General features: G+C 62.6%; 12 protein-coding genes. 9 read left to right on the top strand and 3 right to left on the bottom strand.

Annotated features, from left to right (window positions below; all coding sequences use genetic code 11):
• Positions 1 to 38: 38 nt before the first annotated feature.
• From RCO31_RS05825 to RCO31_RS05795, 7 genes are all read left to right on the top strand, one after another.
• Positions 39 to 821, top strand: a complete 783-nt coding sequence (locus RCO31_RS05825; RefSeq protein WP_308967291.1) for a helix-turn-helix transcriptional regulator — start codon at positions 39 to 41, stop codon at positions 819 to 821.
• Positions 822 to 1,012: 191 nt separating this feature from the next.
• Positions 1,013 to 1,996, top strand: a complete 984-nt coding sequence (locus tag RCO31_RS05820; protein WP_308967290.1) for a DUF2332 domain-containing protein — start codon at positions 1,013 to 1,015, stop codon at positions 1,994 to 1,996.
• A gap of 342 nt (positions 1,997 to 2,338) precedes the next feature.
• Positions 2,339 to 3,451, top strand: a complete 1,113-nt coding sequence (locus RCO31_RS05815) for an extracellular solute-binding protein (RefSeq protein ID WP_308967289.1) — start codon at positions 2,339 to 2,341, stop codon at positions 3,449 to 3,451.
• A gap of 70 nt (positions 3,452 to 3,521) precedes the next feature.
• Complete coding sequence (locus tag RCO31_RS05810; RefSeq protein WP_308967288.1) at positions 3,522 to 5,174, top strand: iron ABC transporter permease; 1,653 nt, start codon at positions 3,522 to 3,524, stop codon at positions 5,172 to 5,174.
• A complete protein-coding gene (locus RCO31_RS05805) occupies positions 5,171 to 6,277 on the top strand; it encodes an ABC transporter ATP-binding protein (RefSeq protein WP_308967287.1) in 1,107 nt (368 codons plus the stop codon). The genes RCO31_RS05810 and RCO31_RS05805 overlap by 4 nt, the downstream gene beginning before the upstream one ends.
• Positions 6,278 to 6,569: 292 nt before the next feature.
• On the top strand, positions 6,570 to 7,967 hold the full coding sequence (locus RCO31_RS05800; protein WP_308967286.1) for an MFS transporter: 1,398 nt from the start codon (positions 6,570 to 6,572) through the stop codon (positions 7,965 to 7,967).
• A gap of 90 nt (positions 7,968 to 8,057) precedes the next feature.
• Entirely contained in the window at positions 8,058 to 9,266 is a 1,209-nt protein-coding gene (locus RCO31_RS05795) for a cytochrome P450 (protein ID WP_308967285.1), read from the top strand.
• A 137-nt stretch (positions 9,267 to 9,403) separates the two neighbouring features.
• Here the strand turns inward: RCO31_RS05795 and RCO31_RS05790 are convergent, their stop codons facing one another.
• Positions 9,404 to 9,874, bottom strand: a complete 471-nt coding sequence (locus RCO31_RS05790; RefSeq protein ID WP_374991427.1) for a winged helix-turn-helix transcriptional regulator — start codon at positions 9,872 to 9,874, stop codon at positions 9,404 to 9,406.
• Between the two features lie 269 nt (positions 9,875 to 10,143).
• On the opposite strand from RCO31_RS05790, the gene RCO31_RS05785 reads away from it, so the two are divergent.
• Positions 10,144 to 10,626, top strand: a complete 483-nt coding sequence (locus RCO31_RS05785) for a hypothetical protein (RefSeq protein WP_308967283.1) — start codon at positions 10,144 to 10,146, stop codon at positions 10,624 to 10,626.
• 51 nt (positions 10,627 to 10,677) lie between these two features.
• Positions 10,678 to 11,424, top strand: a complete 747-nt coding sequence (locus RCO31_RS05780; RefSeq protein WP_308967282.1) for an SDR family oxidoreductase — start codon at positions 10,678 to 10,680, stop codon at positions 11,422 to 11,424.
• Between the two features lie 40 nt (positions 11,425 to 11,464).
• On the opposite strand, the gene RCO31_RS05775 is transcribed toward RCO31_RS05780, so the two are convergent.
• Both RCO31_RS05775 and RCO31_RS05770 read right to left on the bottom strand, forming a co-directional pair.
• On the bottom strand, positions 11,465 to 11,566 hold the full coding sequence (locus RCO31_RS05775) for a hypothetical protein (protein ID WP_308967407.1): 102 nt from the start codon (positions 11,564 to 11,566) through the stop codon (positions 11,465 to 11,467).
• Positions 11,567 to 11,615: 49 nt separating this feature from the next.
• On the bottom strand, positions 11,616 to 11,879 hold the full coding sequence (locus tag RCO31_RS05770) for a hypothetical protein (RefSeq protein ID WP_308967281.1): 264 nt from the start codon (positions 11,877 to 11,879) through the stop codon (positions 11,616 to 11,618).
• Positions 11,880 to 12,121 lie beyond the last annotated feature (242 nt).

The raw sequence follows: 12,121 nt of genomic DNA, 5'->3' as shown, positions 1-12,121 counted from the left end.
ATTTAGCATCTTATGCTGTTACTAAAGGCAACACGATCATGCCCTCCCGGTCTCTCGAGCGCACCCGAAGGGAGTTGTCAGAGTTCCTCCGCCATCATCGAGCGCGGCTGGCGCCTGTCGATGTCGGCCTGCCGAGCGGCCGCCGGCGCCGGACCTCCGGCCTGCGGCGCGAAGAGGTCGCAGCACTCGCTGGCGTAGGCGTCACCTGGTACACTTGGCTGGAGCAGGGCCGGGAGATCGGCGTTTCGCAGGACTTTCTCCTCAGGCTCGCCAAAGTGCTCAAGCTCGATGACATCGAGTGCTGTCATCTCTTTCTGTTGGCGCATCAGCGTCCGCCGCCGGCGGAAGCGTATCATTGGCCGTCTGTCTCCTCGCGCATACAGCAGATGATGGACGAACTCGTGATGCGACCGGCCTACGTCACCAATCTGCGGTGGGACGTCATTGCCTGGAACGCTGCGGCAGATCAGCTCTTCGGATTTGCTTCGAAAGACCCCTCGGTCCGGAATCTGTTGCGCCTGATCTTCATTGCGCCCGACTTGCGCCGGCGCTTGCCTGCATGGCGGGAGGAAGCGCCGCGGGTGCTGGCAGGCTTTCGCCGCGACCTGGCTGTGGCACCACAGGACCCGGCGATGCTTGCGCTTGTGGACGATCTAAAGGAGCTCTCGCCGGACTTTCGGGCCTGGTGGGACGCGGCTCAGCCGCAAGAACCCACGCGAGGGCTTGCGAGCTTTCTGACCGATGCCGGTCACGTCGCATTCGAACATGAAGTCATCACCGTGGATGAACATCATCATTTGCGCATGACGGTGTATTTCTAGCGCCGGCGATCAGAGCTTGATCGCGCCGCTCTCAAGATGAGTCGGCGCAGCCAGATGTGGTCGGGCGCGGCGTGCGTTCGCTCATGCCACACCATTCACCGAGTTTGTGACGTTTGAACGCCACTGTCATGTCAGGTTATCTTCGTCCTTGACGTGGTTGAAGGCAAGGCCGGCGCCACGCCGAGGAGCCAATGGACAGGACCTCAGAGCGGGCAAGAACCGCGGCTCGTTATCAACGCTTCGCCGAGACCGAAGCGCGCGGCCGCTCGCCGCTTTACGAGCAGCTGGCGCGCGGCGTTGCCGCAAGTGAGGACGTGCTCGCGTTTCTGCTGACGCTTCCGGACGACAGGCGGCAGCCCAACCTGCTGCTCGCGGCCGTCCGCCATCTGTTCGGCGTGCTGGACTGGGTGCGCTTTCGCGACGCCGTCCTGGTCAATTCCGATGCTGTCCGCTCCGTGATGCTGACGCGCTCGACCCAGACGAATGAACCGGCGCGCTGTGCGACCTTGCTGCCGCTGTTGATGCGCCTGCCGCAGCCGCTTGCGCTGATCGAGGTCGGGGCATCGGCCGGCTTGTGCCTGCTGCCTGATCGCTACGACTATGACTTTGGGCAGGGCGTCTTTGGGCCGGGAGAGTCGAATGCGCCACTCTTCCGCTGCCGCGTGAACGAGGCGACGCCGGTGCCGAGCAACCTGCCGAAGATCGCATGGCGTGCCGGCCTGGATCTCAATCCGTTGGATGTGTCGGTGTCTGCGGAGGCTGGTTGGCTCGAGACCTTGGTCTGGCCAGAGCAGACAGACCGCCTCGCCAATCTGCGCGCGGCGATCAAGGTTGCGGCCCGGTCGAAGCCTTGCGTGCAGAAAGGCGATCTGCGCAACGACCTTCGCCTGCTCGCGCGTGAAGCGCCGAAGGATGCGACGCTCGTCATCTTCCACACGGCCGTGCTGGCGTATGTGAGTTCGCCGGACGACAGGCAGGCATTCGCCGCAGAGGCGATGTCGTTCGGAGGTTGCTGGATCGCCAACGAGGCGCCGGGCGTGTTCCCGGAGATCGCCCGGTCAGCGTCGATAACGGGACCGGAAGGCGCTTTCCTGTTGTCGATGAACGCCAAGCCGGTCGCCTGGGCCGATCCGCATGGCGCTTCGCTGCAATGGATCGTCGGCGCGCAGGCATAGCGCGGCGCCTGCATGATAACCGGCGCGGGTGATAACCGCTTGCGCTCCGTTTGACCCGAGCCGCTGAATGTAGCGCACAGCGCTTCCTTTCAAAGCGGTTGGAGCGAGCGACTGGGGCCACTTTCGTGAAACCCGCATTCGAAAGCGCTCGTCTGACAAAATACGCCGGATCTTTGCACCCTCAGAAAACCTGCGACAGGAAATGTCGCCAAGGCCCGTGTGGATGAGGTAGCGTTGTTGGCGGCGGTGAAGAACCTCGCAACGCAAGCAGGCAAGCCCGTCGTCTGTTCAGCGATGCTGACCGCTGAATGAGTCACCAAAACAATACGGGAGCGAAACCACATGGAGACAAAGCCCTCGAAGATCCAGGCCGCGACACGACGCCAGGCTCTCAAGGCCGGCCTTGCCGTCGCCACCCTGCCGCTGATCCCGGCGATCGCTCGCCAGGCCGCGGCCCAGGAGCGCAAGACAACCACAGTGCACGGCTTCGAGACCGCCGCTGACATCGCCAAGGCGGAGCAGGAAGGCGAGTTCCTTTATTACACGCATGACAGCGAGCCCGCCGCGGCCGGCATTGTCGAGGCGTTCGGCAAGGACTTCCCGAAAATCAAAGGCAAGTATTTCCGCCTGCAGAACTCTTCGCTGTTCAGCAAGGTGTTGTCCGAACGCCAGGCCGGACAGTACAACGTCGACGTTATCCAGTTCTCCGAGCCGACGACGGCGCTCGATTTCCAGAAGCGCGGCGGCTACACGCGCTACGTCTCGCCGCAAGCGAGCTTCTACGCGCCGGAACATCTGAGCAACCCGGTCGGTGACTATTTCTGGGTCGGCGTAACCTTCGCAGGCATTGCCTACAACACCGAGAAGGTTAAGCCGGAGGATGCGCCCAAGGGCTGGAAGGACATCGTGAAGCCGATCTGGGCGAACGCGGTCAACGTCAAGCAGTCGAACTCGGGCATGCAGTTCGTGCAGTGGTACGAGCTTCGCAAGCTCTACGGCGACAACTTCTGGAAGGAGTTCGCCAAGCTGAAGCCGCGCGGCTTCGATTCGCGTGTGCAGCTGTTCGACCGGCTGGCCAAGGGTGACGACAAGCTCTGCGCGCTGGCCGAATTTGCCGGATATCTGCTGCACAAGGAGAAGGGCGCGCCGATCGCTTTCGTCGCGCCTGAGGACGGACTGCCGGCAAGCCCGCTGCTCAACGGCGTCGCCGACCGGGCGCCGCATCCGCAAGCCGCGCGCTTGTTCGTCGACTGGATGATGTCGCCGCGCGGCCAGGCGCATCAGCAGAACGACAAGTACCTCTACTACGGTTCGGTCCGTAAGGATGCGCCGCCGATGCCGGGAGGCACGCGCCTGAGCAATTACAAGCTGCTGACGCCGACCGACATGACTGCATTGATGGCGACGCGCGACGCCTTCAATGCCGAATGGAACAAGATGCTCGGCATGCTGTGAGGCTGAGCGCGTGGCTATCGTCTACGAGGCGGTCCCTCGTCGTCCGATTCTGTCCCTTCAAGCGGTCACCATGGCGACGCTCATCGTCGTGGTGGCCGCTCTGGTCCTGTATCCGATCTATTATCTGATCGAGGCCTCTCTTACCATCAGCGATCCGAATGTCCGCCCGCCGACCGCCTTCGGGTTCGACAATTACCTCGCCCTGCCGAACTACTGGACGATCATCCTCAATACGGTGGTCGTAAGCTTCGTCGCTACGATCATGGCGCTGGCGTTCGGCTTCGTCACCGCCTGGATTCTGACGCGGACCAACGTGCCGTATCAGCGCACGCTCGAGCAGCTCATCGTCGCGCCCTACTATGTCACGCCGTTGCTTGGCGCGCTCGCCTGGAGCCTGCTTGGCGCGCCGGAAAGTGGTTTCATCAATCAGTTGTGGCGTCACTTCGGCGGGGAAGGTCACCTGATCGACATCACGTCGCCGATGGGTATCGCCTGGGTGATGGCCTTGTTCGAAGGCTCGGTGGCCTTCGTCATGATCGGCGCGGTCATGAAATCGATGGACCCGTCGCTCGAAGAAGCCTCGCAGATCGTCGGTGCCGGGCGCTGGCGCACGATGTTGCGTGTGACGTTGCCGCTCGTGGCGCCGGGCGTTCTTGGAGCTGCGATCTTCGTGTTTGCCGAGATGCTGGGCTCGTTCTCGGCCGCGCTCGTGCTCGGCACGCCGGCGCGCTTCTACGTCATTACGACTGCGATCTACCAGCTTGTCTCGCAGTACCCGCCACGCTTCCCGCTGGCGGCAGCGATGGGCGTGTCGTTGTTCGCCGTCATGTTCCTGATGCTGTTCATGTACCGGCGCATCACCTCGCGCAGGAGCTATGTGACGATCAGCGGCAAGGCGTTCCGTCCGCGGCAGATGGATGTGGGGCGGTTGCGTTGGGTGCTGTTCGCGGTCTGCGTGTTCTATGTCTTCCTTTCCGTGGTGCTGCCGATTGCAACGCTGGTGTTCGTGTCGCTGCAGAAACTTTCGCTCTCGTTTCCGTCCTTCGGCAGCTTCACGCTCGATAATTTCCGACAGGCGCTGTCGTTGAATGCCGTGCGTTCGGCGATGTGGAACAGCGTTGCGCTCGGCATTGCCACCGCGACGATCGGCGTCCTGCTGACCGGCATGCTCGCCTGGCTGATCCAGCGCAGCCGGCTGCCCGGTCGCGGAGTGCTCGAGTACATCGTCATGTTTCCGCAGGCCGTGCCGCGCCTGGTCTTCGCCTTCGGCATGATGTGGGCCTGGCTCGTGTTTCCGATCCCGATCTACGGCACGTTCTGGATTCTGCTGATCGCCTACCTGACGGTGTTTCTCCCGCTCGGCGTGCGCACGATCTCCGGCGTCATCATGCAGCTCGACAAGAGCCTCGACGAGTGCGGCCAGGTCTGTGGGGCGTCATGGGGCTATCGGCTGCGCAGCATCACCGTTCCGCTGCTGAAGCCCGGACTGCTCGCGGCGTGGCTGCTGATCTTCGTGTCGAGCGTGCGCGAGCTTGGTGCGTCGATCCTGCTGATGGGGCCGAACTCGAAAGTGATCACGCCGGCGATCGCCGAAGCCTGGTTCTCGACCAGCTCGGAGCTGACCGCGGCCATGGCCCTGATCCAGACATTCGTGATCGGCCTGGCGACGCTGCTGTTTGCGGAGCTGACGCGGCGGGCCTCACGGCATGGGGAAAAGGCATGAAGGACAACGTCACCGCGCCGGCGATCGAGGTCGAGGATCTGTCGATCCACTACGGCACCGTCAGCGCCGTCAGCGGGGTCAGCTTCTCCGTCAATCAGGGCGAGCAGCTTACGCTGTTGGGGCCGTCCGGCTGCGGCAAGACCTCGACCCTGCGCGCGGTCGCGGGCCTCGAGCGGCCGAGCGGCGGAGCAATTCGCATCGGCGGCCGCACCATGTATGACGGCGCGAAGCGGATCAACGTGCCGACCGAGCAGCGCGGCCTTTCGATGGTGTTCCAGTCCTACGCCATCTGGCCACATATGACCGTGTTCGACAACGTCGCTTATGGGCTTCGGGTACGCAACGAAGGCGCCGCCGGCCTGAAGGAAAAGGTGCATCACGCGCTCGATCTGGTGAAGATGGGTGCCTTCGCCAGCCGCAACGCCTCATTGCTTTCCGGCGGACAGCAACAGCGCGTGGCGTTGGCGCGCGCCTGCGCCTTCTCGCCGTCCGTCCTGCTGTTCGACGAGCCGCTCAGCAACCTTGACGCCAAGCTGCGCGCCGAAATGCGTATCGAGCTGCGCGAGCTGCAGCGCCGACTCAAGGTGACGTCACTCTACGTCACGCACGATCTCGAGGAAGCGCTGGCGATGTCCGACCGGATCGCCGTCATGCGCTCCGGAAACATCGAGCAGAGCGGCACACCGAACGAGATCTACAATTTTCCCCGCACCGCGTTCGTCGCCGATTTCATCGGCTCTGCAAATCTGATCAACGGTCGCTTGATGCCGGAGCGGTCGGTCGACGGCCGCATCGCCGTCGAGGTCGATGGCGGCAATATTCTCCTCGGCGTCAGCCATGGCCGATCGCCGGGGCCGCAGCCGACGCTGTCGTTGCGCACCGTGCATCTGCGGCTGAGCGCCGAGCCGCCGGCAGTGCCCGAGAACGTCTGGCCGGTGCGGGTCAAACGTTCGGTATTCCTCGGCGACCTGACGCAGGTGCACGTCGAATGGAGCGGCCGCGAACTGGTCATCCGGCAGACGACAGCCGCGCCGCGCGGTGAGGGGGAAAAGGCCTACCTCTCGATCGATCCCCGCCATTGCGTCCTGCTGGAAGCCGACTGACACGGCGGCGCGGACGTGGCGTAGCTTCTCGGCGCGGCTCGGTGGCGCATCTGATCGAAATGGTCATGCGTGCCTGTCGCGCGTGCCCGCGTTCAAGGCGGGCGATGGGTTGTCCGACTTCCTGAAAATTCGTCTCTCTTTCTACTTTTTTGAGGCTGTCGGTTTCGCGACGTAGCAGCAGATCTCCAGCGAACTTGCCCGACTTTCGCGCGTTGGCGATTGGGAACGCGGTCGACCTTTCGTTTTGGACGACCGGTGACGCGATCGTTGCTTTGCCGATAAAGGAGACATATTGCTCCGGGCATCTCTGATCTCCGGCCGACAGGCTGCGGAAGACGACCAGCCGCTCGTCGTCGACGAGCAGGAGGTCAAGCGCGCGGTGCGCGCCACCGCCATGGGCAACGCCATGGAGTGGTTCGACTTCGGCATCTACAGTTACCTCGCGGTTGTTCTCGGCAAGGTCTTCTTTCCCGGAAGCGGTGATCAATCGTTGATCTACAGCCTGGCTACATTCTCGATCGCCTTCCTGGTCCGCCCGATCGGCGGGTTTGTCTTCGGAATGCTTGGTGACCGGATCGGTCGACGGGGCGTGCTCGCCGCGACCATCATCATGATGGCGGTGGCCACATTCTCGATCGGCTTGATCCCGAGCTACGCGTCGATCGGCATCTGGGCGCCCATTCTGCTCTCTGTCGCCCGCCTGGTGCAGGGCTTCTCGACTGGCGGTGAGTACAGCGGTGCCTGCACGTTCGTCACGGAGTTCGCGCCTGACCGGCAGCGCGGGTTCCTCGCATCATTCCTCGAAGTCGGCACCATCTCCGGATTCGTCGCGGGGGCAGCGCTGGTCACTGGTCTGACGGCGGCGCTCGGCGACGCCGCGATGGAGTCATGGGGTTGGAGGGTGCCGTTCCTGATTGCCGGTCCACTCGGGATCATTGGGCTTTACCTGCGGCTCAGGCTCTCGGAGACGCCAGCCTTCGCCAAAATGGGCAGACAGGCGCATGCGCGGTCCGGCGGGAGCCGATTGCACGAGATCGTCATCGAGCACCGGCGGGCCTTCTTGCTCTGCATGGGCGTGGTGTTGGCGCTCAACGTCACCAACTACCTGGTGCTGACCTACATGCCGAACTACCTGTCGCAGACACTCGGATATGACACCACGCACAGTCTTTTCCTCGCGCTGCTGACCATGCTGGTGATGCTGGTGGCGATTCCGTTCGTAGGGCGGCTGGGCGACCGGATCGGACGACGTCCGGTGCTCATGGCAGCCTGCGTCAGCTACCTGGTTCTGTCCTTGCCGGCGCTGTGGCTGCTGCAGCAGGGTTACATCGTCGCGATTCTGGCAGGGCTCCTGATCCTCGGCCTGTGCCAGACACTCTTCATCGGTACGACACCATCGACGCTGCCGGCGATGTTCCCGACAGCCATCCGCTACGGTGGACTGTCGATCGCGTACAATGTGTCGGCCTCGCTGTTCGGCGGGACGGCACCGCTGGTGGCGGAGTGGTTGGTGCGCACTACCGGCAACGATTACATGCCCGCCTACTACGCGATGCTGGCGGCGCTGATTGGACTGCTTGCCGTGCTGCTTATGCGGGAGACGTCCGGACAACCTCTGGAGGGATCCGCGCCGACCATCAGCGCCGACGAGGCCAACGGTCTGCAACCCGCGGCCGCCGCAGCGGGATGAGCAACTGCTCGCGATTGCGATATTCGATATTGTGCCTCTCGCCTCGCGCCCCATCTTGTCGAAGGGGTTGAAAGCGAGGCGTGGGTCGGCATGACAGAGACAATCGATTTCACCAGCCAAGCGTACTTTCGTGATCCCGCCGCGGGCGTCGCCACGCTGAGGGCATCCGGACCGGTCGTTGATGTCAGGTTCCCGATCGTCGGCAGGGTCTGGATCACGACGACCCACGAGTTGGCCGGCCGCGTCCTGAAGGACAGCGAGACCTTCACCTTGCGCAAGGACGGAGCCATCGCCGGGCTTCGGTGGTGGATGCCGGGAGTGATCCGCACGGTTGCCGACAACATGTTGACAATGGATGAGCCCGACCACACGCGGCTGCGAAACATCGTCGACGAGGCGTTTCGACGGCGGGCCATCCTCGACATGGAGCCGCACATTCTTGCCCTTGCCGACCAACTCGCCGGCGAACTGTTTGCTGCGGGAAGCCCCGCGGACGTCGTTGAGAGATATGCGCGCCGATTGCCGCTGTCCGTCATCTGTGAGCTGCTTGGCTTGCCGCAGGCGGACAGGGCGAAGTTCATTGCCTGGACGAGCGCCTTCCCGCGACTGACCGGCGCCGTAGGTTTCCTCGGACTCATTCCGGCCATGCTGGCGATGAAACGCTACCTCGAGCAGCGTCTTGAGGTCGTGCGGAGAGAGGGTGGTGAGGGATTGATCGCCGAGCTCGTCCGCGTCGAGAAGGAAGGCGGCCGCATCAGTCCTCGCGAAATGGTGGCGATGGTTTTTCTGCTGCTGGGTGCGGGTTCGGAGACTACGACCCACCTGATCAGCGGATCGGTCTACGAGTTGACGCGAAATCCTGGTCTGCGCGACTGGCTCATCGAAGACTGGAGCCGAGTTAACCTCGCGATCGAGGAGTTTCTCCGGTTCATCTCGCCTGTGCAGTTCACCAAACCGCGCTTTGTCCGAAAGGACATGGAGCTCGGCGGTGTTCGCCTGCGCAAGGGTGACAAGATCATGGTCATGCTGGCGGCGGCCAATATGGATCCGGCAGCAAACGAGCATCCCGAGCGGCTCGATCTTGCGAGGGCGCCCAATCATCATCTCGCCTTCGGGACGGGCATCCATTTTTGCCTCGGTCACCAGCTTGCGCGCATCGAAGGCAAATGTGCGCTGAAGGCGCTCTTGACCCGCTGGCCGAAACTCGAGCTGGCTGTCGCCGAGCGAGAGATTCGTTGGCGGGAACGACCGGGACTGAGGGCGATCGCTCATCTGCCGGTGGTGGCGAGCCGGCAGTGAGGTGGTGGATGGCGATGCCTATAACGCGCGCTACTCATTCCTCCGAACCGGTCGGCGGGAAACGACGAAATATCGCGACCGGCCGTTAGGGTGCACCAGGAACTTACGCCGCGTTGCCCCAAGCCACGGCTGTGTTTTCAATCTTTCACGCGAGCGGCCTTGAAGGCCGCTTTCCTGGCGTCCCGCTCTCTCGCAAACGCCTCGCTGAATCGCGGCAGGAGTTGATCCTGGCGCATCTCCCCTCCGCACTTCTCGCACACGGGGCCTAGTCCTGGATCCTGTCCGCACGGAATGTGAGTGTAGTTGATCGCGCGCTCCTCCTTATCGGACTTCAACCACGTCTCGCCCCACGATCGCAGCGCCAGCAGTACGGAATAGAACGCGAGTCCAGCCTCCGTAAGGTAATACTCGTGCCGAAGCGGGCGGGTGCTGTACGGACGCCGCTCGACTAGGCGGTCGGTCTCCAGATTTTTCAGACGCGCTGCAAGCATCTGCGGAGTCGCTCCCGTCTGTGCCTGGATTTCTTCGAAGCGCCGGTTGCCCATGGTCAACTCGCGCAAGACGAGCACCGTCCAGCGATCGCCGACAATGCTGAGCGCGCGCGCCACCGGGCACGCAGTCTCCTTCGCTACAGGAGAAGAAATCGTCGCCCTTGTCACTTTCTTTATCATAGCTACTTGACCCTATGAAATTCATATGCACAGATATGCGCGTTCGCGGGCGACCTGCAAGCGCTCAGCGAACATCGCGAAACCCATCCCGCCGCAAAGCATGAGCATGAGAGGTTTCATAGCCAAGAACTTGAACATCGCCGGCATCGCAGATCGTTGCGCCGCCGCCTGATCGTCCCACGATCCGATGCCACCTGGCGCTCGATATGGCGGGATGGCTCTCGCGCGTGGCCTTGGCGGGGTTCGCCCCGCGTGCCGTGCCGTCAGCCTCGCCGCTTCAGGCGGCAAGCCGTGATCCCACCCCCCAAAGGAGCAAAGCTGTGACGACAAACACTGAAGCCTCTGCGGCTGCGAAGAACAAGCCGGTGATTTCCGAGACTCCGCCACCGCCCTATTGGGTCGTTGTCTTCACTACGGTTCGCACGCCAACCGATCCAGAGGGATACGCGGCCGCGTCTGTCGAAATGTGGCAACTCGTGCGTGAGCAGCCCGGATATTTGGCGATGGATAGCGTATACGGCGCGGACGGCAAGGGCATCATCGTTGCGTACTTCACGAATGAAGAAGCAATGCGCGAGTGGGGGGCGAACGCAAAACACCGCGCGGTACAAAAAATGGGTCGCGAGAAATGGTTCGAAACGTATCGAATCCGTATCGGGAAGATCGAACGAGACAATGCGTTTCCGTGACCATGGCATCGCCCACAAGATACCAGCCATTACTGCGAAGGAGCTTTCGACATGTCCGTTCTTCGAGGAAAAATCGCTCTCATCACGGGTGGAACGACCGGGATTGGCCTTGCGACCGCGCGTCTGTTTCACGCTGAAGGCGCGCGTGTCTTTGTCACGGGCCAAAACGCAGATACGCTTGCCGCTGCGCGTACCGAACTCCCTGCGGAGGTGGAGATTCTGCGCGCCGATGCGCGATCGATTTCCGATGCCGAGAATGTAGCAGCCAAGATCCAGGCGACGACCGGTGGCCTTGACGTTGCATTTCTCAACGCAGGTGTCGGGCGCTTCATTCCCTTCCAGGCCGTCGACGAAGCCTTTTACGACCTGCACATGGACGTGAATGTGAAGGGCGTGGTGTTCATGCTCAAAGCGGTGCTCCCGCTTTTGCGCCCCGGCGCGTCGGTGCTCGTCAACTCATCAGTCGTCGGACAAAAAGGAGTTGCCAACTTCGCGATCGCTTCGGCGAGCAAGGGCGCTCTGAGCGCGCTTGTGCGTGCGCTTGCCGTCGAACTTGCAGAGCGTGACGTCCGCATCAATGCGATCAGCCCCGGGCCGACCGCGACGCCCTTTTTCGGCAAATTCGGCTTCCCGGAACAGGTGCGAGACGCGGCCATCGGCAGGATGGTCGCGAAGATTCCCTTCAAGCGTGCCGGCGATGCGAACGAGGTTGCGCAGGCCGCGCTGTTTCTCTCATCGCCCGCCGCTTCGTTTGTCACTGGCAGCGATCTACGCGTCGACGGTGGATGGGGCGCGTGACGCGATCGGGCAGCACTGGCCTGCCGCCTCGAAAGTGAGATCAGAATCCACGATCAAACGACGCGTTCGCGCGTCGTTTCCGGCGTCGGCCTGATGTTCTGGTTCGACTAAAGAAATTCGTGGGATCATATTTGTTCTTCAGCGCGAGCAGGCGCCTATAATTCTCGCCGGTTCTGTCCGCGTCACCCTTTTCAGCGATCGAAGAAGCGGCAGCGATAGTTGTCGAGTTCTTCCCGCTCCTGCCCGGTCAGCGATGCATCGTCATTGATGCCTGTGAAGCGCAGATAGCGGCAATGCTTCCGCCAAAGATAGGCCGTGGCTCTATCCTGGAGGGAGGTCGAACCGCGGTGTATTTCGGAGCCAATGAGCACGCCGCGATTGAGGGCGTAAGCGGCAAAGACAACGACGGCCAGGCCGAAGACTGCCAACAGGACGCGTCGGATTCTCATCGTCATCCCGGTTCATTTTGCGCCGGAAGCGGCGACGAGCCTGCGCAGGAGGTAAAGACATACGACCCTCAACGGACCGCAGCGACGTCGGAGACTTGACCGTTCGAAAAAAGAACAGGCGCCAACATCATAGCGCCACTGCGAAAGCGTAGTATCGGCTGTGGCGCGCCATCCTCGCCCTCAATGTCGGCGCCCGTGAGGACAGACCGAAGGCGGCGGCGACTGATCCGGAGCCGCAAGCAGGGAAA

Source organism: Bradyrhizobium sp. LHD-71 (assembly GCF_031157255.1).
Taxonomy (GTDB): domain Bacteria; phylum Pseudomonadota; class Alphaproteobacteria; order Rhizobiales; family Xanthobacteraceae; genus P52-10.
This window is presented reverse-complemented; position numbering and strand designations above follow the sequence as displayed.